Source organism: Xenorhabdus indica (assembly GCF_014467235.1).
Taxonomy (GTDB): domain Bacteria; phylum Pseudomonadota; class Gammaproteobacteria; order Enterobacterales; family Enterobacteriaceae; genus Xenorhabdus; species Xenorhabdus indica.
In genome coordinates this window covers 121,938-144,010 of the sequence record NZ_NKHP01000004.1, presented here as the reverse complement: position 1 = coordinate 144,010, position 22,073 = coordinate 121,938, and the positions used below count along the sequence as shown (strand labels likewise).

The window sequence follows — 22,073 nt, the reverse complement described above, 5'->3', positions numbered from 1 at the left end:
CTAATAATCTATTGTTTTTAAATAACTCCCTTTGATATGGCGGATTCTATGTTTCAATCTGTCTCATTATTTATCGGATTGCGCTATATGCGCGGACGCGCGGTCGATAAGTTTGGCCGCTTTGTTTCTTGGTTATCAGCCATTGGCATCACATTGGGAGTGGCTGCATTAATTACTGTGTTATCGGTGATGAACGGTTTTGAGCGTTCATTGGAAGCCAGTATTTTGGGTTTTATGCCTCAGGCAATCATTACTTCAGAAAAAGGTTCAATTAATCCTGTTGAATACCCTGATAGCCAACTTTCAGGATTAAAAGGTGTTACCCGCATCGAGCCGCTCGTTCAGGGGGATGTTGTGCTGCAAAGTGCCCGTAATGTGGGCGTCGGAGTGATGTTGGGCATTACGCCAGGTGAATATACCCCATTAGCAAAATATACGGTCGATGTTGACCCTGGCCAATTACAGCCGGGTCGTTATTCCGTGATCTTGGGGGAAAAATTGGCGGCAAGATTGGGAGTAAAACGGGGTGATCAAATTCGTGTTATTGTGCCGAGTGCCAGCCAACTAACTCCTATGGGGAGGATACCCAGTCAGCGTTTATTTACGGTAGCTGGAACATTCTTTGCTAACAGTGAAGTTGATGACACAGAAATGTTGGTTAATCAGCAAGATGCAGCACGTCTTTTACGTTATCCCGTTAATAATATTACAGGCTGGCGTTTGTTCCTCAATGAGCCATTAAAAGTGGATGAATTGAGCCAGCAACCACTGCCAAAAGATTTAATCTGGAAAGATTGGCGTGAACGCAAAGGAGAGTTTTTTCAGGCTGTGCGAATGGAAAAAAACATGATGGGATTATTGCTTAGCCTGATCATTGCAGTCGCTGCTTTCAATATTATTACTTCCCTCTCTTTATTGGTGATGGAAAAACAAGGAGAGATTGCTATCTTGCAGACACAAGGGCTGACCCGTCGTCAGATAATGACTATTTTTATGATCCAGGGAGCAGGAGCGGGCATCATTGGTGCTTTATTGGGAACGGGACTGGGAATACTGCTTTCCAGTCAGTTAAATAATTTAATGCCCGTTATCGGCCTGCTGACTGAAGGTATGCAGTTACCTGTCGCCATTGAACCTGTTCAAGTGGTAATAATCGCCATTATTGCCATGTTTATCTCGTTGCTATCAACTTTATACCCTTCCTGGCGCGCGGCTGCCATTCAACCTGCTGAGGCTTTACGTTATGAGTAACCAACCTTTATTGTTATGTCATCATTTGTGCAAAAAATATCAGGAAGGGCAGGTTTCTACAGAGGTATTAAAAAACGTCACTTTCTCTATGCAACAGGGAGAAATGATGGCAATTGTCGGGAGCTCTGGTTCTGGCAAAAGTACTCTGTTGCACTTACTTGGTGGATTGGATTCACCGACTGCTGGTGAAGTTCTTTTCAAGGGAAAGTCTCTTAATAAGATGTCTGCTTCCGGACGAGCGCAATTACGGAACAGTGAAATTGGTTTTATTTACCAGTTTCATCATTTGCTACCTGATTTCAATGCACTAGAAAATGTCGCTATGCCATTACTTATCGGAGGTAAAAAGCGTCAGGCTCAACAAAAGGCGCTGGAGATGCTGGCGTCAGTTGGATTGGAAAATCGGGCACACCATCGACCTTCTGAATTATCAGGAGGAGAACGTCAAAGAGTCGCCATTGCCCGTGCATTAGTCAATGAACCATCATTAGTACTGGCAGATGAACCGACAGGCAACCTTGATCAACGTAATGCTGACAGTATCTTTGAGCTTTTGAAAGAACTGAATCAGCGGCAAGGTACGGCATTTTTGGTAGTAACTCATGATCTGAAATTGGCTGACCGATTGGCTCGTCAGGTAGAAATGCGCGACGGATATTTACAGGATGAATTAACCCTAATGGGGGGAATGTAATGGCAAATCTGCCTCTTGCATTGTTCACTGCATTACGTTTCAGCCGGGGTCGTCGGTATGCGGGAATGGTTTCTCTCATTTCAATTATTTCGACAATGGGAATTATGCTCGGTGTTGCGGTGTTGATTATCGGATTGAGTGCCATGAATGGTTTTGAGCGTGAATTGAAAAACCGGGTACTTTCTGTTGTACCACATGGGCAAATTTTTGCAGTGGAACAACCTTTTCCGCATTGGGAACGAGCACTTGAACAAGTAAAAAGAACTCCGGGTATTGTAGGAGCATCACCTTATATCGAATTTACCGGTTTGATGGAGCGAGGTGATAAACTCCATGCTGTTCAAGTACGTGGAGTAGAACCTTCCACTGAGCCTGATGTCAGTACTTTGCCTCAGTTTGTTGGCAACGGAGCCTGGCAAACATTTCAGGCGGGAAAACATCAGGTGATTTTAGGACAAGGAGTGGCAAGTTCACTCAATGTGAAGAAAGGTGATTGGCTAACAGTCATGATACCTAATAGCGATCCGAGTCTGAAATTATTACAACCTAAACGGCTCCGTTTACAGGTTGCTGGAATTTTTCAGTTGAGTGGTTTATTGGATCATCGTTTAGCTTTGGTCCCATTATCTGATGCGCAACAATATCTGGATTATGGTGATGGTATTACCGGCATTGCCATCAAAGCTGACAATGTTTTTGCCGCAGAACAGAGAGTCTTGGATGCAGGTAAAGCAACAGGAAGATATGTTTATATCAGTACGTGGATTAAAGATTATGGTTACATGTATAACGATATTCAGATGATACGTGGCATCATGTATCTGGCTATGATTCTGGTCATTGGGGTGGCTTGTTTTAATATCGTTTCAACGCTTATTATGGCAGTCAAAGATAAAAGCAGTGATATCGCTATTCTGCGTACATTGGGTGCCAAAGATGGACATATCAGGGCGATATTTTTATGGTATGGATTACTGACTGGCATGGTTGGTAGTATCATTGGCGTTATTGTTGGAATTTTCACATCGCTTAATTTGACGGCTATCATTAAATGGATGGAAAGGTTGTTCGGGCATCAATTCCTTTCCGGGGATATCTATTTTATTGATTTTCTGCCGTCAGAGTTACATGCTATGGATATTTTCTATGTGCTGTCAACAGCTCTTATCTTGAGCTTGTTGGCCAGTTGGTATCCTGCTCGTCGGGCCAGTAAACTTGATCCAGCGCGGATTTTGAGTGGTCAATAATATTCCATAGTATTAACTATTACCTAAGCGCGTTATCTTACGGAGTTAACTGAGCAGAAAAGACGGCTTGAACATGTCCGGGATAGAACAGCGGTAAAATTAACAGATGCTGAGGGAATGTTCCTAAAGAGACTGATTTTAAAAGTCACTGGTCTTCAAAAAGGAGTAGTTTAAGGAGATGGTCATATGCGTGTTATTCATCGGCTCAGTAAATTCTGTAAGATTAGGCGACTGCGGCGTCAGCGATTTCATAGGCAAATTTTTTACAGGGATATCCGCTTGGCAAATAAAATAAAAAATCCCCATGTGGTAGTACTGACCGGAGCGGGTATTTCCGCTGAGTCAGGGATCAGAACTTTTCGCTCTTCTGATGGCTTATGGGAAGAGCATCGTGTTGAAGATATTGCTACACCTGAAGGGTTTAAACGTGATCCTGAATTAGTTCAGGAATTTTACAATGCACGTCGAGAGCAGCTACAACAGCCGGAAATCCAGCCCAATGCTGCACATTATGCTTTGGCAAAACTTGAACAAGAACTGGGTGATAACTTCCTGTTAGTGACACAAAATATTGATAACCTGCATGAACGGGCGGGAAGCCAGCATATTATTCATATGCATGGTGAACTCCTGAAAGTCCGTTGCTGTCAATCAGGACAGGTCATTGAGTGGACATCGAAACTGTCTATGGAAGATCGCTGTCATTGCTGTCAATTTCCCTCGTTACTGCGTCCCCATGTTGTGTGGTTTGGGGAAATGCCATTAGGGATGGAGCAAATTTATTCTGCTTTGGCTAAGGCAGATATTTTTATTGCTATTGGTACTTCTGGTCACGTTTATCCCGCGGCAGGTTTTGTGCATGAAGCGAAGTTATCCGGTGCGCATACTGTTGAGCTGAATTTAGAGCCTAGTCAGGTTGAAAGTATGTTTGATGAAAAACATTATGGTAATGCCAGCCAGATAGTCACTCAATATATTCAATCACTACTCCAGCAGATGGATTGATCTTTTCTCAGGTACACATCTTTAGCTATATTCATCAGCCATGTCCCCCAGTCACATTGTTAGCGATGTGACTGGGGCACTCATTGGTACTGCTTTTTCACTGATACTGCTTTAATAAAACTTAAAATTTAATTTAGTCATTGAGCAGTCAATCATCAAAGTACCAATAACCACTGTTAACTAAGGCGGTAAGCAAGCTGATAAAGCATACATCATCAATGGCATCGCCCAGAATATCAGCATTGACACTATCATATTGGCAAAGTGCATCAGCCGCTTGCAAATGAAGTGTATCCATCTGTTCGCCATTAATGAAACATTTATCACCAACACGCAAAGCACGTAATCCGCTCAGACGAGTCAGGTTTTCACCTTGTTTGAGTAATTCATAGATTTCGTCACTTTCATAGGGTGGTTCTGGTGGAGCAATATCCAGTTCATGACGTGACTGGGAGATAAACTCCCCAAACCAGTTCTGGAATGTTTCAGGTTGATCCAGTAAGTCCTGCATCATGGCACGCAAGGTGGTCAGTTCATTTTCCTGAATTAGCGCGGGGTTATCACGGAATGTCAGTTCAGGATCACTATAACGGTGGCTTCCTAACTCATTCGCCAGAATATAGTCGGCAAAACCACTAAATAATTCACGGGCATTCGGGGCGCGGAAGCCTACAGAATAATTTAGTGAATCTTCAATAGCATAACCTTCGTGTGGATAACCAGGCGGAATATAAAGGATATCGCCTGGCTGCATTTCTTCATCAATAATGGCTTCGAAAGGTTCAACTTGTAATAAATCGGGATGAGGACAATGCTGTTTCATCGGGATCTTGTCGCCAACACGCCAGCGTCTGCGACCTTGTCCTTGGATGATAAATACATCATATTGATCAAGATGAGGGCCGACACCACCGCCCGGAACGGAGAAAGAAACCATCAAGTCATCCATCCGCCAATCAGAAAGTACACGGAATGGTTTCATCAGTGCGGAGGAGGGGTGATGCCAATGATTAACGGCTTGTACGAGTAGTGACCAGTTTTTATCGCTCAGATGGTCATAGCTTTCAAATGGCCCATGAGAAACTTCCCAGTGACTGTTTTTCTGGCTGACTAAACGGCTATCGATTTCGTTTTCCATTGCCAATCCAGCCAGTTCATCGGGAGAAAGTGGGTCGATAAATTGCTGGAACCCCTGTTTGATCAGCAGTGGTCGTTTTTGCCAATGATTCTGCAAAAACGTCTGCCAGTCCAGATTCAGCTGATAATTCATGGTGATATCCTGAGTGACAAGAAAATTTCTGGCTATTATAACGGATAGTTAATGGAGTTATCAGATTTGGATGAAATAATTCGAGCCTGCTCCCATTAAACATGAGTTGTTAATGAGAATTGTCAGGGAGCATTGTTCGTTATCCGCTGGTTTCGGAAGGTTACACTCACTCTGGCACCTCCCAAATGGCTATTGCCAATGCTAATATTACCCTCATATTGTTCCACAATTTCTGAGGCGATCGATAACCCCAATCCTTGTCCCGGACGTAATGTATCTGCTCTTAGCCCACGTTCGAAAACGATACTGCGTTTATCGGGAGGAACACCTGGCCCATCATCATCAATAATAATGGTAATGAAATTTTCACCTGTCAGAGCAGTGACTTCGACAAACTCCAGACAATATTTACAGGCATTCTCCAAAATATTCCCAATGATTTCCAAAAAATCATTTTTTTCACCTAACCAAGGCAGTTCAGGGGAAATATCTAAGGTGATGTTGACACCTTTGTGTTGATAAACTTTTGTCAATGCATTGATAAGGCTATCGAGTAAGGTTGGAACTGAAAAAACTTTTTTTAGAATGAGGTTGTGATCGTTGTATATATTGGCTCGATGTAAGTAATAACCAATTTGTTGGGAAATCCGGTCAATTTGTTCAAGCATGATTGGCTCTGCTTGTTCAATGGTCATCTGTTCACTTGAGCGAAGGGAACGGAGTGTGGATTGCAGCACAGCCAGGGGAGTTTTCAGGCTATGTGTCAAATCGGATAAGGTTGTTCGATACTTCGTATAACGCTGGCGTTCATTATCCAATAATGCATTCAAGTTTTTAATCAAACCTTTTAATTCGGATGGAGGGTTTTCATCTAATTCTTCACGTTCACCTTTTTCCAGAGAGCTTATTTGAAGGACTAACGACTTAATCGGACGTAAACTCCAGTCAGCCGCAAGCCAGATCAATGGAGCAACTAAAATCAGGTTGGCAATCAATACATATCCAAACCATTCCCAGATTTTTTCTGACGGCAGTATATTCTGTGGAAGGGTATTGATAACAGCAATGGTCATTGCAGGGAGAGTCTTAGTGGCTGGATAAATATTGATAGCAACAGAATAAGTTAATAGCTCTCTCTCATCTATGTTATCACTATTAGTAATAACCTTGTTGTTATTGTCACTCTTATTTTTTTTGCTGATATTGTTCTTCTTATTGGTGCCAGCATGGTTATTCGTTGTGTGTTTATTGTCTGATTCAGAATATAGTTTAGAATTTATATCTGCATAATAAGCCTCTAATTCATATAGGCCATTCTTTTTCAGCCAGCTAGAGGGGATTTTTTTTTCAAGTTCTGGTGCGTAATGCTGACGCCAGAGGATTTTATTTTTATCGTCATAAATCAGGGTTAATGAGCGATTATCTGTGTGGAAATTTACAGGGAAAAGAATATCCAGCTTATTTTCTTTCCATCTGGCAAGGGAATAAAATAAATTACTCTGGTTACTGAGTATAGCATAAGTATCATTATCTAAACGCATTAAATACCCGACAATGGCGACAATTCCATATGGCAAAGTCAATGCGAGAATAATAACTGTCGTCGCCATGAGAAATCGTGTTCTCAGAGAGACATGCTTTCCCGGTAATTTAAACATTACGCTATTTCACATCAAAACGATAACCTTGACCACGGACAGTAACAATAACCTCATCCGGCCACTCGTTCAGTATTTTTTTTCTTAAACGCCCCATTAATACATCAATTGTATGACTTTCACGTAATTCAGCGTCAGGATACAACTGCCTCATCAATAGTTCCTTACTGACAACTTTACCATTATTACGCATCAAGGTTTCAATAATCGTATATTCGAAGGCGGTCAATTTTATCTTTTTACCATTAACAGAAAACTCCTTACGTGAGAGATCGATTAAAAACGGCGGTAATTCGGCAACTTGAGATGCTAATCCGCTATTACGACGCATCAGGGCTTGTATACGCGCATTAATTTCCTCTAGTTGGAAAGGCTTGGTAACGTAATCATCTGCTCCGGCATTCAGCACAGTCACTTTTTCTTGCCAGCTTTCACGGGCAGTGAGAATGAGAATGGGGATATTAATATGATCGCTACGCCAGCGTTTAATTAAACTCAAACCATCTTCTCCTGGTAATCCCAGATCAATGATTGCGACATCAGGATGGTTTTCTTTCAGGTAATAATCTGCTTCTTTTGTATCTTCGGCAGCATCAACCTGATGGCCAATATCCCGGAGCTGTACTTTTAGGTGATGGCGAAGTAACGCATTATCTTCAACTATTAATATTCGCATAATGATTCCTTATGCTAACCAGTAAAATTTATCAAATAAATCTTAAATAGCCAGATAGTCAAATTAATCAGTGGATTTAAATAGATTATAGATATACTGTTATGATTAAACCAACTATAGTAACTATTCAGTCTATTGTTGGTATGTTAATGAATGAATTGTCAAAAACAATAAGTTGATTCAATAATAGCTTATAACTTTACAACTTATTTATATTTCATATAAGATTTGACTATTTTGCAATACGTGAACGGGAATTTTCCCGTTCACTATTATATAAATAAAAACGTTTTATTTTAATTTATTGACCAGTAATTCAGCATAGCCGATATAATTTGCAGGGGTCATAGATTTAAGACGTATTTTTTCTTTTTCAGGAAGTTCAAGGTTATCAATAAAACTTTTCATTCCCTCAGCATCAACACGTTTACCACGTGTTAATTCTTTTAATTTTTCATAAGGTTTCTCAATACCATAACGACGCATGACAGTCTGAATCGGCTCTGCCAGAACTTCCCAATTTTGATCCAGTTCATCCAACAGGTGTTGCTCGTTGACTTCCAACTTACTCAGACCTTTCATAGTAGATTGATACGCGATTAATGTATATCCCAGACCAACTCCCAGATTACGTAATACCGTAGAATCAGTCAGATCACGTTGCCAACGTGAAACCGGAAGCTTGCTGGCAAGATGACCAAATACTGCATTTGCCAACCCCAGATTTCCTTCAGAATTTTCAAAATCAATTGGATTGACTTTGTGTGGCATGGTGGAGGAGCCAATTTCGCCAGCGACTGTTTTTTGCTTGAAATGGTTAAGGGCAATATAACCCCAGATATCGCGATCGAAATCAATCAGGATGGTATTGAAACGCGCGATACAATCAAATAGTTCGGCAATGTAATCATGTGGTTCGATCTGAGTGGTATATGGATTCCATTGAATACCCAGAGAAGTCACGAATGATTCACTAAACTGGAGCCAATTAACCTCAGGATAGGCTGACAGATGGGCATTATAGTTGCCGACAGCGCCGTTGATTTTACCCAGAATTTCAATTTGACTGAGTTGACGGAACTGACGTTCCAGACGGTAAGCCACATTTGCAAATTCTTTACCAACAGTGGAAGGTGTCGCAGGTTGCCCGTGTGTTCGTGACAACAAAGGTAATTCACTGTAATCATGAGCCATGTGCTTAATAGTATCGATCAACTGACGCCATTGTGGTAGCAGTACTTCCTCACGGGCAGTTTTAAGCATCAATGCATATGACAGATTATTGATATCTTCTGAGGTGCAGGCAAAGTGAATAAATTCAGCAACTTGATGTAAAGCAGGCCTGTGAGCTACTTTTTCTTTCAGAAAGTATTCAACGGCTTTAACATCATGGTTAGTGGTTCGTTCAATTTCCTTGATACGTAATGCGTCCTTTTCATTAAAATTTACAACGATTTCATCAAGGTAAGCGTTTGCGTTTGCATCAAAAGCAGGGACTTCTGCGATTTCTGTTGTGGCAGCCAGTTTTTGTAGCCAACGTACTTCAACCTGCACGCGGAATTTCAGTAAGCCGAACTCACTAAAAATAGCGCGCAGTGCGCTAACTTTATCGCCGTAACGGCCATCAATAGGAGAAACAGCGGTCAGTGAGGATAATTCCATTAGTAGAAACTCCCGGATCTTATTTAACGATTTATTTAACAACGAGCAAGAATGTCTTTTGCCTGTCGGATCAGGCGCTGACGTGAAAACATAAATTGCAGACGGCTACCGCCTACTTGTTGCCATAAGACGGCGCTACGAATACCTGCCAGTAATGCAGCACGGACTTTTGCCTGAACTAACGTATTGCGCAAGACATCAGGAGAACCCATAACCTGAATACGTGGCCCCAATGGGCTGATAACATCGACATAAATGCCAGCGAGAGCATTGAGCATTCCTTCGGACATAGGCTCAAAGTACGCCTGTTGGCGTTCTAGCTGAGAAATACGCTTAGTCAGTTCATTGGTTGCTGATGAATTTTTGCTTAGGCGACGTTCCAGTGCCATTATGCTTAAAACGTAGCGGGTAAGCTCAGCGGAAACTCCGCTGTTTGTGCCATTGAGCACTCCCATAACAGCATCAAGGCCAACGCGCAGATTGCAAGTTTCATTGCCAAAGACATCCAATGTGGAAGTCGGACTCATGTTCAGGATACTGTTGAGTGTTATTTCAAAAGCACTGGCATCACATTGCCCTTCGTGGGCCAGTTGCTGTACTAGACGAGTTGACTGGCAGATACCTGCCAGGGCTAATGTAATGTCGTAATAATTTTTAGCCACGATTACTCCTGTATACGTTGTTCGATCACACCACCACCGAGACAAATTTCTCCCTGATAAAACACGGCTGATTGGCCGGGGGTGACAGCCGCAACGGGGCTATCAAAATGAACCTCAATTTTATCTTCACTCAAAGGAATGACGGTACAAGGGATATCCTGCTGGCGATAGCGTGTTTTTACCACGCAGCGGATTTCTGTTTTCAATGGCTGGCGATCAACCCAATGAAGTTGTTGTGCAATTAAGCCGACAGACATCAGACGAGGATGCTCATGCCCCTGAGCAACAATCAGCGTATTATTTTCAACATCTTTATCAACAACATACCAGGGATCTTCATTGCCATTTTTCGTTCCTCCGATACCTAACCCTTTGCGCTGACCAAGTGTATGGTACATCAGGCCAGTATGTTGCCCGATAGTTTGTCCATCAACGGTAACAATCTGGCCAGGTTGAGCTGGCAGATAACGCCCCAGAAAGTCACGGAACTTACGCTCACCAATAAAACAGATACCTGTGGAATCTTTTTTCTTTGCTGTGACCAGCCCTATTTCTTCGGCAATGCGGCGAACTTCAGGTTTTTCAAGTTCCCCGACTGGAAATAAACTTTTTGCAACTTGCTGGTGACTCAGAGTATATAAGAAATAGCTTTGATCTTTATTGCCATCAAGGCCACGAAGTAATTGGCTGATGCCATCCACATCCCGACGCCGGACGTAATGACCCGTTGCAATGTAATCAGCACCTAAGTCTTCTGCGGCAAATTCTAAGAATGCCTTGAACTTAATTTCTTTGTTGCAGAGAATATCTGGGTTTGGAGTTCTGCCTGCTTTGTATTCAGCAAGAAAATGTTCAAATACATTATCCCAATACTCGGCTGCAAAATTGATGGTGTGTAGTTCAATGCCCAGTTTGTCACACACTGCCTGAGCATCGTTCAGGTCAGCGGCGGCTGAGCAATATTCTTCATCGTCATCTTCTTCCCAGTTTTTCATAAACAGGCCAGCTACCTGATAACCCTGCTTTTGCAGTAAGTAAGCGGAAACGGATGAATCAACACCACCGGACATCCCGACGATGACTTTTTTCTGGCTGTTATCTGACATGGATATATCTCACTGCGGAAAAACATAAACGTAATACTGTAGCACGTTGCCAGGCAAGGTGCACCAAACGTCTTTACGCTCTTGTGATTTACTTTCCATTGAATAAGAAACTATTTGGCAAAAGGTGGCCCATAGCTACCCAGTATTGTTAATGGATAAGCCTTATGTTTTAAATAACTCCGTACACTTTCAGCAACCAGTGGTGAACGTAGCTGTGAGCTATTGATGATTTCTTCTGCGCTGAGCCAATGACAGCAATGAATATCACTGTCCTGGGGAGTCGTATTCACGGTTTTTTCCAGTTCAATCAAAAACAAAAAACGAATAAAAGGTGTTCCATCAGGAGCGACCCATTGATGTAATTTCAGTAATGCCTGTGGCTTAGCACGAATACCGGTTTCTTCCCATAATTCACGTTCAGCAGCTTCCTGTAATGTTTCATCAGCTTCAAGATGACCGGCAGGCTGATTCCAGAGAGGTTTACCATTGATAAGTTCTTCAACAACTAAGAATTGATTTTTTGCATGTACTATGCAGGCAACAGTGATATGTGGACTAAACAAAATCAATTTCCCTCCATTCTCCAGGGGACAGCTCCCCCAACTGTAATGAGCCCATACTGAAACGGATAAGACGTAATGTTGGAAAACCAATATGAGCTGTCATTCTACGTACCTGGCGATTACGACCTTCAAAAAGCGTAATTTTCAGCCAGCTCACTGGGATGCTTTTTCTTTCCCGAATTGGTGGTGTGCGTTCCCAAAGCCAGATGGGTTCCTCTACTAATTCCGCTCCAGCAGGGAGTGTTGGACCATCTTTCAGAATAATACCGTTGCGCAGCTTGTTAAGTGCGGCTTCATTGGGTATTCCTTCTACTTGAACATAATAAACTTTGGCCGTTTTTTTTCTGGGCTGCGTTAATTTAGCCTGTAATTTTCCATCATTAGTTAAAATCAACAACCCTTCACTATCACGATCCAGACGACCTGCGGCATAAACGTCATTAAAAGGAATAAAATTTTTTAATGTTGTTCTTCCCGTCTCGTCTGTGAATTGGGGGAGAACATCATAAGGTTTATTAAATATCAACACCCGACGGGGACCAGTAATTCTTTTTGAGGGAGCGCTATTTTTTCTTTGACTGAATCGATTAAGTTTGCGTTTTTTAATAGAGAAATTTGTCATGATAAGTTATTGCTCAAAATGAAGGGGATATTATACCTGAAATCTGCGCCCATTGGCGTTTGCAGAATATTCAAGTAATATTGACACGTCCCTTACAAAAAATTAACAAGGCATTGCGCTTACTTGAAAGGAGAGGTTAATGGAAAGCAAAGTAGTTGTTCCGGCGGAAGGTGAAAAAATTACTTTTGATACCAAAGGTAAATTAAATGTTCCGAATAACCCGGTAATCCCTTATATCGAAGGGGATGGTATTGGTGTTGATGTAACGCCGGTCATGCTGAAAGTTGTTGATGCTGCGGTTCAGAAAGCGTATCGCGGTGAGCGCAAAATTTCCTGGATGGAAATCTATACAGGAGAAAAATCTACCCATGTTTACGGTAAAGATGTTTGGTTACCGGATGAAACTCTGGATCTAATCCGTGAATATCGTGTTGCAATCAAAGGTCCTCTGACAACCCCGGTTGGCGGCGGTATTCGTTCCCTGAATGTTGCATTGCGTCAACAGTTAGATTTGTACGTCTGTCTGCGCCCGGTTCGTTACTATCAGGGTACACCGAGCCCTGTTAAGCATCCTGAATTAACTGACATGGTTATTTTCCGTGAGAATGCGGAAGATATTTATGCTGGTATTGAATGGAAAGCAGGATCTGCGGAAGCTGATAAAGTCATCAAATTCTTGCAGAATGAAATGGGTGTTTCTAAAATCCGCTTCCCTCAGCAATGTGGTATTGGTGTAAAACCATGCTCAGAAGAAGGCACTAAACGTTTGGTGCGTTCTGCAATTGAATATGCAATTGATAATGATCGTGAATCAGTGACTTTGGTTCATAAAGGCAACATCATGAAATTTACCGAAGGTGCTTTTAAGGATTGGGGTTATGAATTAGCGCGTACTGAATTTGGTGGTGAGCTGTTGGATGGTGGCCCGTGGGTGAAGATTAAGAACCCTAAAACCGGTAAAGATATTATTATCAAGGACGTAATTGCAGACGCGTTCTTGCAACAGATCCTGCTGCGTCCTGCTGAATATGACGTTATCGCTTGTATGAACCTGAATGGTGACTATATTTCTGATGCGCTGGCGGCACAAGTAGGTGGTATCGGTATTGCTCCTGGTGCAAATATTGGTGATGAGTGTGCTCTGTTCGAAGCAACACATGGCACAGCACCTAAATATGCAGGCCAGGATAAAGTAAACCCAGGCTCAGTAATTCTCTCTGCTGAGATGATGCTGCGCCATATGGGATGGTTCGAGGCTGCTGACTTAATCATTAAAGGAATGGAAGGTGCGATTGCCGCCAAGACAGTGACTTATGACTTCGAACGCTTGATGGAAGGTTCTAAATTACTGAAATGTAGTGAGTTTGGTGATGCAATTATCTCTCATATGTAATTAATAACTTAGTGAAATAGATAGCGGGGGCTTAATAGTTCCCGTTTTTTATTACTCACTGAAAACTCCGTTCTGTGGGAGCGGCGTTCAGTGAGTAATAAATTGATTGTGAAATGTATGGAAATATGACTTGACCTCAAGTTAACTTAAGGTTCTAGAGTGTGTACATTCGTTAACGAAAATAAGCAGGAAATATATTTTCATTTATTGGTGAGCGGTTTAATTATATATAGTTTCAAAATAAAAATAATCATCAGGTTGAAAATAAAATATATAAATATTTTAAGTCAATTCATAAGGAGAATGTAATGATCCCGAAATCAGCGGTATTAAGAGTTGCCAGGCCTACTGATAACCTTAAAGTTATTACTGATATGTATGTTAATGGTTTAGGTTTTAAATTATTAGATGAATTTCAGGGGCATAATGATTTTGATGGTTCTATAATTGGGCACGAAAAACATAATTATCATTTAGAATTTACTCATCACCATGGAACTACAGTTGGGCGCGCACCAACAAAAGATAATCTGCTGGTTTTTTATTTCAGTGAAAAGAGTGTGTGGGAGCAATGTTGTCAACGTATGATAGAGGCAGGTTTTAAGGAAGTTCTATCGTACAATGATTATTGGGATGTAGTTGGAAAAACTTTTGAAGATATAGATGGTTATAGGGTTGTTCTCCAAAACAGTGAATGGGCTGACTAAGAATTTTTTTTCACTAATGTAATTATTATTGAATTCACCGTTTAATAAATCCATACAAGCTAGTAGCAATTTTCATAACACTTGAAATACGATTCGCAGGCCGTATTTGTAAATATCAATTAACTTCAATATAATTTTTCTCGCGATTGTTATTCCAAAAGTAAATACTCAGAGAGCGACGAATTTTCGTCGCTCCAGAGCTCATTACCGGGAATGCTGAGATAAGGCATGTTTTGTTTGGATCTTACAGCTTTCGACTGATTTAACGAGCGATTCGTCAAAGTGGCGATTAGTCGGGAACGTTTTCTTATTCTTTCTGACTTCAATAACTGTTTGTTTGATTGATGCAACGAATTCATTTTGATTGGAATGAATTTCTTTAAGATTTAATCCTTTTTTGTGTAGCAGATTGAGGCTTTTTTGGGCTATTACATCTGGTGAGTCCTTAGTTTTGAATGCCTCAACAGAAGCCTTACCAAACAAATCACAATAAGTTTCTGCGATCTTGTCTATATTTGCCTGTGCGGCATAAGAGAAGAATGAGAATGGGATCAAAAAAAGTGGTAATAAAAAACGTTTCATAAATTCCCCTTTATCAGCTATACCGTGATAGTAGCGATAACATTAACAATAGTACATTATCCATCGTTTGCCTTACATCTTTATGGTGACAGTGCGTATTGATTCGAGCATGATCAGCGTTTCTGCTCTGTACATCGTTCTTTCTTACAATGGCTGCGGAGTAATTTAATGAGATCATTTTTGCTATCAGTATTGATGCGGGTGAGTAATTTGACATTTTTATCAGTAAACTTGAGTGCATCAACTTCAAGATAGTTTCCTGAACCTGCGGTGAGTTTGGAGACGATTAGCTCTTTGGCTCCATCGCCATCAATGTCTGCAAACATGACTCTTGGTTTACCATTATCTTCGAACAGCGAACCATTACGGGAAAAAACTGCGCCAGTACTAAAATTTGTTAACTCCTGATCTTTGAAAACGGCAATGGAATAACTACCAATTGATGCACTTTCCAAGTCACCGGCTGAGATAACCGCAAATTTTTTATCAGGTAAATTAATCAATGCTCCATCTTTCGCAAAGGTTGTATGTGATAAAAATAGAGTGAGCAGAGTTGAGAGTACGGAAAACTTTATTTTCTTATCTATAAGCATAGTCAATACCTCATTGATTCGTATTTTGCTTAAATGTGCAGATGGCAGAAGTTGAGAGTAGAAATTTATATCGTAGCATGGATTTCAAAAGCTGATAGTGTTGATGAAGAAAGGATAAATCAGGAAGATTATGCTGAAGAAATAGAACCAGAAGGAATGGAGTTTAATATTAATTATTATTTTTTCTTATGTTTTAAAAGATATGATTATTGGAATAAACTGGCGGGAAATATTTCATAATATAGGTGAGCTTTACTGTAATTAATAAAATTTATTCTAGTGAAAATAGGCTGTTATTTTATAAATGATTGCCTGAATATAATACTTTTATTATTTTTAATTTGAAAATAGACAAAGTTAACGGGAGTAGAAACTCCCGTCTTATTAATTTTGACATATATCAATCTCTATGTACTATTTTTTTCAATTTTTTCTACAATTTTGTTGTATTCTTTCCAGATAACAGATAATGGTGAGTTTAAGCAGCAAATAGAGATAGAACCGCCTGTTGCTGGATGATACTCATATTTCGACTTTCCTCTATATACCCGTTTTGGCAGAATATTGTCCGCTGGATTTTTTCTTTTTCTTTCTAACATCAATCATAACCTCACTAGCAGATTATCTGATGGCCAGATAGTGGAATATTAATATCTTACTAACTTGTTGTTTTTGTTTCCAATGTAAAAATAACAATTGAAAATCTTAATATGTAATGGTGGCTTTTTCCAATTATCACAGCATTAAAATTTAATAATCTCATTTGAAGAAAAATATTGCTATATGTTTTCGCAAATTCAGGAGATTTCAATATTAAATTTTGTAATTATTTTAGTGTTTTTAATGAATGTTTTATAGCTACACGGGTAGAATGCAAAGTATGAAGTGAGTTAAGAATAAACAATGAATTGTGCGGCTGAGGGGAGTAAGAAGCATCAATGAAAGCATATTATTATGGGAGTTTTGTATTGTATTACGTTTTAAAAATTTTGTTCTTTTGTTTGTTGCTTGTTGTGATTGTGTATACAAATTGTTGATTAATATATGCGCATTAAACATCTTTGAGAGTACCGAAATGGGTAGTTTATCAATTGGAAATTGTGCTTAAGGGGCTTAAAATTGGGCTGCGGGAACTCATGTAACTTAATGTAAATATTCATAAATGCTAAAGTAAATGTAAAAAATTCATTAAAAGTTACCCATTGAAATAGATATTGTGTTACATTCTTTCCGTTTTACTGGCTAGTATCTCTGTGTTTCATGCACAGAATTGTGTTACTTGTTAATTATAAAGAATATTAAGCACAATAAATTCTCTATGGATACTACATTTATGGTCAGCTAATGTTTGCTAACTACTAAGGGGAAAATATCTTGATGGATCTGATTAACAGCATTAACAGCATTCTTTGGGACTACGTATTAATATACTTGCTTTTGGGGGTTGGCCTTTACTTCACACTACGCTCTGGCTTCATACAGCTTCGTCATTTTGGTCACATGTTTTCAGTTCTGAAACATAGTAATAAATCAGATAGTTCAGGTATCTCATCTTTTCAGGCTTTATGTACCAGCCTTGCGGCACGTGTAGGAACAGGTAATCTTGCAGGGGTTGCAATTGCAATAACTGCTGGTGGTCCGGGGGCTATTTTTTGGATGTGGGTTGTTGCATTTATTGGTATGGCAACTTCTTTTGTGGAAAGCACGCTTGCCCAGTTGTACAAGACGAAAGACGATCAAGGAAATTATCGTGGTGGCCCGGCCTATTATATGGAGAAAGGGTTGAAGCAGCGATGGATGGGAATATTGTTTTCTGTTTTCCTTATTATCGCGTTTGGTCTTGTATTCAATGCCGTTCAGGCAAATTCAATTGCGGAAGCAGCTTCCTTTGCCTTCGATATTAAACCCTTGTATGTCGGTATTGTATTAGTCATCATTAGTGGCATGATTATTTTCGGCGGATTGCGTTCAATTGCACGAGTTGCTGAATTCGTTGTGCCATTTATGGCGGGGGCTTATTTAATATTGGCATTTTGGGTTGTTGGTCACAATATTGAACGTATTCCTGATGTATTTGCATTAATTATTAAGAGTGCCTTTGGTCTTCAGGAAGCGGTAGCAGGAACGTTGGGATATGGTGTTTCCCAAGCTATGCTGCAAGGGGTTCAAAGGGGATTGTTCTCGAATGAAGCGGGAATGGGTTCTGCACCAAATGCAGCGGCTTCTGCGTCTCCATATCCTCCACATCCTGCTTCTCAGGGATATGTGCAGATGTTGGGGGTATTTATGGATACGATCGCCATCTGTAGTGCTACAGCAATCATTATCCTTTCTTCAGGTATCCTTAATGAAAATGTCACGGCTATTAGTGGGATTGAATTGACTCAACGCGCACTATCATCTGCAGTTGGGCATTGGGGAACAACTTTCGTTGCCATTGCTATTTTCTTTTTTGCCTTTACATCAATTATTGCTAACTACGCTTATGCTGAAAGTAACATGATATTCTTGGAGCGTAACCACACCGCAGGTCTGTTCATTTTACGTCTGGCTGCGTTAGGTATGGTGATGTTTGGTACAATGGCAGATGTGCCATTAGTCTGGAATATGGCGAATATATCCATGGCTTGTATGGCTATTGTGAACTTGGTTGCTATTCTTTTGTTATCAGGCGTTGCGATGAAATTGGCGAAGGATTATAACCAGCAAAGGAGAGCAGGTCGGTTGCCAACCTTCGATATCAATATGTATCCAGAAATTCAAAAGCAAGTTGAAGAAGGTATCTGGGATAACAACTCAGTTCAGAATAACCAGAAGCGAGTTGAGGTTAAGGCAGATATTCATTAATCAGTGTCGTTTACAATAACGAAGATAGTGGATATCGTTAGAAGCAGTAATTTATAAAACTAAGAAAATAAATGTATTAGCCGGATATTCTGTATTCAATTGATATCCGGCTTTTGTTTTTATTGTAATTTCATCTACGCTATGTAGCACATCATTCAATTTTTTTCGGTTATTATTGTTTTAATATGATGAGAGAAATTTTAATAGGTGTATTCCTTACACTATTGATTGGTTGCGGTCATCAAATTCCATTAGAAGAAAGAAACAATTATCTTATTGACCATTCTTATTCATATTCGACCAGGCAGGACCTTGAATCGGTCAAATTTCTTGTGTTGCACTATACGGCACTGAATGATCGGAACTCTCTACAAGTTTTGACGAATGGTAATGTCGGTGTTCAATATCTGATCCCATCTCAGCCTAATTATAAGAATAATGAGCCGATTATCTTTCAATTATCCTCTGAGAAAGAAAAAGCCTGGCATGCAGGTAGAAGTGAGTGGAGAGGGTATAAGAATTTAAACAGTTATTCTATTGGCATAGAAATTGTCAATTGTGGTTTTAAGCAACATTTTTTAAAAAAAGAGTGGTGCATATATCACCCATCACAAATTGATGCCTTGATTAGATTGGCAAAAGATATCATTCGCAGACATAAAATCGAGGCAGTGAATGTGGTTGGCCATTCTGATATCGCACCACTTCGGAAAGAAGATCCAGGTCCTGTTTTTCCGTGGCGGGAGCTCTATGAGCAAGGCATTGGTGCTTGGCCTGATCTTGCTACAGTAAATAGATACTTAGCCAGCAGATTGCCAGATACTTTGGTTCCTGTTATTGGAATACAAAAAGCCTTATCTGCTTACGGCTATTCCATTCCCCAGACAGGTTTTCTGGATGAAGATACTCGGAAGATAATTCAGGTGTTTCAGATGCATTTTCGTCCGTCAGATATTCAGGGTAATCCCGATGCAGAAACTGAAGCGATAGCTTTGGCATTAGTCGAAAAGTACAAATAAAATGATCATGAATGTAGTAGCTGTATCATGCTGTCTTATGATTGAGAGAGATTAGGGTTGGTGAGATTGCGGCCTGATATCAATATCTGGCCGCAAAATAGCGTGTTTCATGATTGGCAATTGTAAGTCAGATGCAGAGGAAGTTTAACTTCGAGTTCTATATCGGTACTTTGACGAAAGTCGTAAGGTGTAATGCCATATTCTTTACGGAACATATAAGTAAAGTGAGATTGAGAGCCGAAGCCAAAATCCAGGGCGATATCAAAAATGGGTAGGGCGCTGTTCTTCAGAAGGTGCACAGCACCCGCTAATCGACGTTGGCGTATATATTTACCAAGTGAGATCCCGGTAACTTCCTTGAATATTTTCTGCATGTGCCAAAGTGAATAGCCAGAGTAAGCGGCAAGTTCTTCAAGATGGATGACTCGCCCAAGGTGATTTTCTATCCATTTACTTAGTGCACATACAAGTGCTAAGTGATTATCCTGTGGCATTACAATTATAAATTGGTTAAAGGTGAGAGGAAGTATACACAACTTTTTTTCAAGATTTTAGTTTTATGCTTAATAGATAATAGTACGCCTAATTTTATGCTTATTGGATCTGGATATGTATTACAAGCACTGTGATTGAAGATTTGAATTGGGAAGCTGCACTATTATCCAATATTTGTTTTTTTGATATACATCCCAATAATTCTCTTGCAAGTATGTATGTTAACATTCATTTTCGGTATTCATTCTTCGTGAATGATGCTTTAATATTCACTTGATTTGAATTAGTAAACTAAGTATTGGATTAAAATCAGAATCTGTCTTGGTAGCAACCACACCAGGGTAGTTTGACTACGACAGATCACACACAGAATACACAATGATAGAGGAAATATAAGATTTCTTCGGCCTGTTCAGGTCCACAACGACAAATAAAATAGTTTAAACCAGTTCCAAGCATCATAAAGAGGACTAGATGACAGGACAAATAGAACAATCTACGCTTAAGCGTGGTTTAAAGAACAGGCATATCCAGCTTATTGCTCTCGGTGGTTCAGTAGGAACAGGGTTATTTTTGGGCATTGCTCAAACGATAAAAATGGCCGGGCCTTCGGTTCTTCTTGGGTATGCCATTAGTGGGTTTATTGCATTTTTGATAATGCGTCAATTGGGTGAAATGGTTGTTGAAGAGCCAGTCGCGGGTTCGTTTAGCCACTTTGCATATAAATATTGGGGTAATTTTGCGGGGTTTCTATCCGGTTGGAATTACTGGGCAATGTTTATACTTGTCGGGATGGCGGAACTCACCGCTGTTGGTATGTATATCCAATATTGGTGGCCTGAAACTCCAACATGGATTTCTGCTGCGATATTCTTTGTGCTGATTAATGCTGTAAACTTGATTAATGTCAGGTTATATGGGGAAGCTGAGTTTTGGTTCTCTATTATCAAAGTTGCAGCTATCATTGGAATGATCCTTTTTGGTTCTTATCTGCTCATTTCTGGCACGGGAGGGCCACAGGCCAGTGTAACTAACTTATGGCAGCAGGGCGGTTTTATGCCTAATGGCGTTGTCGGCCTGATTATGGCAATGGCTGTTATCATGTTTTCATTTGGTGGCTTGGAAACTGTCGGGGTCACTGCCGCGGAGGCTGAAAACCCCGAAGTTAATATACCAAAGGCAACCAATCAGGTTGTTTATCGTATTTTGCTGTTTTATATCGGTTCGTTGTTTATTTTACTTTCTCTCTATCCGTGGAAGGATGTTGTGGAGGGAGGCAGTCCATTTGTTTTGATTTTCCATAACCTGAATAGTTTTTGGGTCGCAAATGTCCTGAATATTGTTGTATTGACTGCGGCGTTGTCTGTTTATAACAGTGGTGTTTATTGTAATAGCCGAATGTTATATGGCCTGGCGAAACAAGGTAATGCACCGAGTATTTTGACGAAAGTGAACAAACGTAGTGTTCCCGTTTTGTCAATTGGATTATCGGCGTTGGCTACATCAATAGGCGTATTGATTAATTATATTATGCCTGGTAAAGCATTTGAGCTTTTGATGGCATTGGTAGTTACAACGCTGGTGATTAACTGGATTATGATCTGTATATCACACTTGAAATTTCGCGCTGCAAAAAATGCAGAAGGTGTTAAGACAAAATTCCAGGCATTTTGGTATCCGTTTGGTAATTTTCTCTGTTTGATTTTCTTGGCTTTTATTCTTGTTATTATTCTGATGATGCCTGATATACGTATATCAGTTATTCTGATGCCGTTTTGGATTGGAATATTATGGGTAGGTTATTTATCTTCCAAATCAAATAAGGTTAAGACATAAATTGTCTTGCTGAAAATACGAACACTTTTCCAGCCGGGTATAATGCCCGGCTGAATTTTATAATGAAACTAATTTTATTAGAGCGTTATGGTAAAGTGTTATTTCAGCAAAAGAAAATTGGTTAAAAAACCTCCCTGAAAAATTGCATATAAAATGAATGTTATCTTATAATGATATTTACTGTA

Annotated in this window: 22 protein-coding genes; 10 read left to right on the top strand and 12 right to left on the bottom strand. The window is 40.1% G+C overall.

Annotated features, from left to right (window positions below; genetic code table 11):
- Positions 1-48: 48 nt before the first annotated feature.
- The 4 genes from lolC to cobB all read left to right on the top strand — a co-directional run bounded on the left by lolC (position 49) and on the right by cobB (position 4,197).
- The gene (gene lolC / locus Xind_RS04975) at positions 49-1,251 is read left to right on the top strand and encodes a lipoprotein-releasing ABC transporter permease subunit LolC (RefSeq protein ID WP_047679612.1); all 1,203 of its coding nucleotides are present in this window, start codon (positions 49-51) and stop codon (positions 1,249-1,251) included.
- Positions 1,244-1,945, top strand: coding sequence for a lipoprotein-releasing ABC transporter ATP-binding protein LolD (lolD, locus tag Xind_RS04970; RefSeq protein WP_047679610.1), 702 nt, complete (start codon positions 1,244-1,246; stop codon positions 1,943-1,945). The genes lolC and lolD overlap by 8 nt, the downstream gene beginning before the upstream one ends.
- On the top strand, positions 1,945-3,192 hold the full coding sequence (gene lolE, locus Xind_RS04965; protein ID WP_187649589.1) for a lipoprotein-releasing ABC transporter permease subunit LolE: 1,248 nt from the start codon (positions 1,945-1,947) through the stop codon (positions 3,190-3,192). Before lolD ends, lolE begins: the two co-directional genes overlap by 1 nt.
- Before the next feature lie 186 nt (positions 3,193-3,378).
- Positions 3,379-4,197 (top strand): Sir2 family NAD+-dependent deacetylase, encoded by an 819-nt coding sequence (cobB, locus tag Xind_RS04960; RefSeq protein WP_047679606.1) that lies wholly within the window; start codon positions 3,379-3,381, stop codon positions 4,195-4,197.
- Positions 4,198-4,345: 148 nt separating this feature from the next.
- Here the strand turns inward: cobB and Xind_RS04955 are convergent, their stop codons facing one another.
- The 8 genes from Xind_RS04955 to rluE all read right to left on the bottom strand — a co-directional run bounded on the left by Xind_RS04955 (position 4,346) and on the right by rluE (position 12,416).
- Positions 4,346-5,467 (bottom strand): ribosomal protein uL16 3-hydroxylase, encoded by a 1,122-nt coding sequence (locus tag Xind_RS04955; RefSeq protein ID WP_187649588.1) that lies wholly within the window; start codon positions 5,465-5,467, stop codon positions 4,346-4,348.
- Positions 5,468-5,589: 122 nt separating this feature from the next.
- Positions 5,590-7,125, bottom strand: coding sequence for a two-component system sensor histidine kinase PhoQ (gene phoQ / locus Xind_RS04950; protein WP_187649587.1), 1,536 nt, complete (start codon positions 7,123-7,125; stop codon positions 5,590-5,592).
- A gap of 4 nt (positions 7,126-7,129) precedes the next feature.
- Complete coding sequence (gene phoP, locus Xind_RS04945; RefSeq protein ID WP_047679600.1) at positions 7,130-7,801, bottom strand: two-component system response regulator PhoP; 672 nt, start codon at positions 7,799-7,801, stop codon at positions 7,130-7,132.
- Between the two features lie 291 nt (positions 7,802-8,092).
- Positions 8,093-9,463, bottom strand: coding sequence for an adenylosuccinate lyase (gene purB, locus Xind_RS04940; RefSeq protein WP_047679598.1), 1,371 nt, complete (start codon positions 9,461-9,463; stop codon positions 8,093-8,095).
- A gap of 35 nt (positions 9,464-9,498) precedes the next feature.
- Positions 9,499-10,125, bottom strand: a complete 627-nt coding sequence (gene hflD, locus Xind_RS04935) for a high frequency lysogenization protein HflD (RefSeq protein WP_047679596.1) — start codon at positions 10,123-10,125, stop codon at positions 9,499-9,501.
- Between the two features lie 2 nt (positions 10,126-10,127).
- The gene (gene mnmA, locus Xind_RS04930) at positions 10,128-11,231 is read right to left on the bottom strand and encodes a tRNA 2-thiouridine(34) synthase MnmA (RefSeq protein WP_047679594.1); all 1,104 of its coding nucleotides are present in this window, start codon (positions 11,229-11,231) and stop codon (positions 10,128-10,130) included.
- Between the two features lie 110 nt (positions 11,232-11,341).
- Positions 11,342-11,794, bottom strand: coding sequence for an NUDIX hydrolase (locus Xind_RS04925; protein WP_047679736.1), 453 nt, complete (start codon positions 11,792-11,794; stop codon positions 11,342-11,344).
- The gene (rluE, locus tag Xind_RS04920; protein WP_187649586.1) at positions 11,787-12,416 is read right to left on the bottom strand and encodes a 23S rRNA pseudouridine(2457) synthase RluE; all 630 of its coding nucleotides are present in this window, start codon (positions 12,414-12,416) and stop codon (positions 11,787-11,789) included. Before rluE ends, Xind_RS04925 begins: the two co-directional genes overlap by 8 nt.
- A 139-nt stretch (positions 12,417-12,555) precedes the next feature.
- Here rluE and icd point away from each other — a divergent pair, with 139 nt between their 5' ends.
- Positions 12,556-13,809, top strand: coding sequence for an NADP-dependent isocitrate dehydrogenase (icd, locus tag Xind_RS04915; RefSeq protein WP_047679590.1), 1,254 nt, complete (start codon positions 12,556-12,558; stop codon positions 13,807-13,809).
- 308 nt (positions 13,810-14,117) lie between these two features.
- Positions 14,118-14,516, top strand: a complete 399-nt coding sequence (locus tag Xind_RS04910; RefSeq protein ID WP_187649585.1) for a VOC family protein — start codon at positions 14,118-14,120, stop codon at positions 14,514-14,516.
- 204 nt (positions 14,517-14,720) lie between these two features.
- Here the strand turns inward: Xind_RS04910 and Xind_RS04905 are convergent, their stop codons facing one another.
- Positions 14,721-15,098 carry a hypothetical protein gene (locus Xind_RS04905; RefSeq protein ID WP_047679586.1) on the bottom strand — a complete coding sequence of 126 codons (378 nt, stop codon included), beginning with the start codon at positions 15,096-15,098 and terminating at the stop codon, positions 14,721-14,723.
- A gap of 113 nt (positions 15,099-15,211) precedes the next feature.
- Entirely contained in the window at positions 15,212-15,691 is a 480-nt protein-coding gene (locus Xind_RS04900; protein ID WP_156115327.1) for a PliI family lysozyme inhibitor of I-type lysozyme, read from the bottom strand.
- Between the two features lie 51 nt (positions 15,692-15,742).
- Between Xind_RS04900 and Xind_RS04895 the strand changes: the two genes are divergently transcribed.
- Positions 15,743-15,931 (top strand): hypothetical protein, encoded by a 189-nt coding sequence (locus tag Xind_RS04895; RefSeq protein WP_047679582.1) that lies wholly within the window; start codon positions 15,743-15,745, stop codon positions 15,929-15,931.
- A 167-nt stretch (positions 15,932-16,098) separates the two neighbouring features.
- Here Xind_RS04895 and Xind_RS04890 read toward each other — a convergent pair whose 3' ends face one another.
- Positions 16,099-16,290 carry a hypothetical protein gene (locus Xind_RS04890; protein ID WP_156115326.1) on the bottom strand — a complete coding sequence of 64 codons (192 nt, stop codon included), beginning with the start codon at positions 16,288-16,290 and terminating at the stop codon, positions 16,099-16,101.
- 775 nt (positions 16,291-17,065) lie between these two features.
- Here Xind_RS04890 and Xind_RS04885 point away from each other — a divergent pair.
- Both Xind_RS04885 and Xind_RS04880 read left to right on the top strand, forming a co-directional pair.
- Positions 17,066-18,538 (top strand): alanine/glycine:cation symporter family protein, encoded by a 1,473-nt coding sequence (locus Xind_RS04885; RefSeq protein ID WP_047679579.1) that lies wholly within the window; start codon positions 17,066-17,068, stop codon positions 18,536-18,538.
- Between the two features lie 188 nt (positions 18,539-18,726).
- Entirely contained in the window at positions 18,727-19,557 is an 831-nt protein-coding gene (locus Xind_RS04880; RefSeq protein WP_187649619.1) for an N-acetylmuramoyl-L-alanine amidase, read from the top strand.
- A gap of 107 nt (positions 19,558-19,664) precedes the next feature.
- On the opposite strand, the gene Xind_RS04875 is transcribed toward Xind_RS04880, so the two are convergent.
- Positions 19,665-20,051 carry a helix-turn-helix domain-containing protein gene (locus Xind_RS04875; protein ID WP_047679734.1) on the bottom strand — a complete coding sequence of 129 codons (387 nt, stop codon included), beginning with the start codon at positions 20,049-20,051 and terminating at the stop codon, positions 19,665-19,667.
- 475 nt (positions 20,052-20,526) lie between these two features.
- On the opposite strand from Xind_RS04875, the gene Xind_RS04870 reads away from it, so the two are divergent.
- A complete protein-coding gene (locus tag Xind_RS04870; protein WP_047679575.1) occupies positions 20,527-21,888 on the top strand; it encodes an amino acid permease in 1,362 nt (453 codons plus the stop codon).
- Positions 21,889-22,073 lie beyond the last annotated feature (185 nt).

Coding starts and splice junctions, on each gene's coding strand:
- lolC (WP_047679612.1), top strand. CDS start 49: ATGTTTCAATCTGTCTCATTATTTATCGGATTGCGCTATATGCGCGGA.
- lolD (WP_047679610.1), top strand. CDS start 1,244: ATGAGTAACCAACCTTTATTGTTATGTCATCATTTGTGCAAAAAATAT.
- lolE (WP_187649589.1), top strand. CDS start 1,945: ATGGCAAATCTGCCTCTTGCATTGTTCACTGCATTACGTTTCAGCCGG.
- cobB (WP_047679606.1), top strand. CDS start 3,379: ATGCGTGTTATTCATCGGCTCAGTAAATTCTGTAAGATTAGGCGACTG.
- Xind_RS04955 (WP_187649588.1), bottom strand. CDS start 5,467: ATGAATTATCAGCTGAATCTGGACTGGCAGACGTTTTTGCAGAATCAT.
- phoQ (WP_187649587.1), bottom strand. CDS start 7,125: ATGTTTAAATTACCGGGAAAGCATGTCTCTCTGAGAACACGATTTCTC.
- phoP (WP_047679600.1), bottom strand. CDS start 7,801: ATGCGAATATTAATAGTTGAAGATAATGCGTTACTTCGCCATCACCTA.
- purB (WP_047679598.1), bottom strand. CDS start 9,463: ATGGAATTATCCTCACTGACCGCTGTTTCTCCTATTGATGGCCGTTAC.
- mnmA (WP_047679594.1), bottom strand. CDS start 11,231: ATGTCAGATAACAGCCAGAAAAAAGTCATCGTCGGGATGTCCGGTGGT.
- rluE (WP_187649586.1), bottom strand. CDS start 12,416: ATGACAAATTTCTCTATTAAAAAACGCAAACTTAATCGATTCAGTCAA.
- icd (WP_047679590.1), top strand. CDS start 12,556: ATGGAAAGCAAAGTAGTTGTTCCGGCGGAAGGTGAAAAAATTACTTTT.
- Xind_RS04910 (WP_187649585.1), top strand. CDS start 14,118: ATGATCCCGAAATCAGCGGTATTAAGAGTTGCCAGGCCTACTGATAAC.
- Xind_RS04905 (WP_047679586.1), bottom strand. CDS start 15,098: ATGAAACGTTTTTTATTACCACTTTTTTTGATCCCATTCTCATTCTTC.
- Xind_RS04900 (WP_156115327.1), bottom strand. CDS start 15,691: ATGCTTATAGATAAGAAAATAAAGTTTTCCGTACTCTCAACTCTGCTC.
- Xind_RS04890 (WP_156115326.1), bottom strand. CDS start 16,290: ATGTTAGAAAGAAAAAGAAAAAATCCAGCGGACAATATTCTGCCAAAA.
- Xind_RS04880 (WP_187649619.1), top strand. CDS start 18,727: ATGAGAGAAATTTTAATAGGTGTATTCCTTACACTATTGATTGGTTGC.
- Xind_RS04875 (WP_047679734.1), bottom strand. CDS start 20,051: ATGCCACAGGATAATCACTTAGCACTTGTATGTGCACTAAGTAAATGG.
- Xind_RS04870 (WP_047679575.1), top strand. CDS start 20,527: ATGACAGGACAAATAGAACAATCTACGCTTAAGCGTGGTTTAAAGAAC.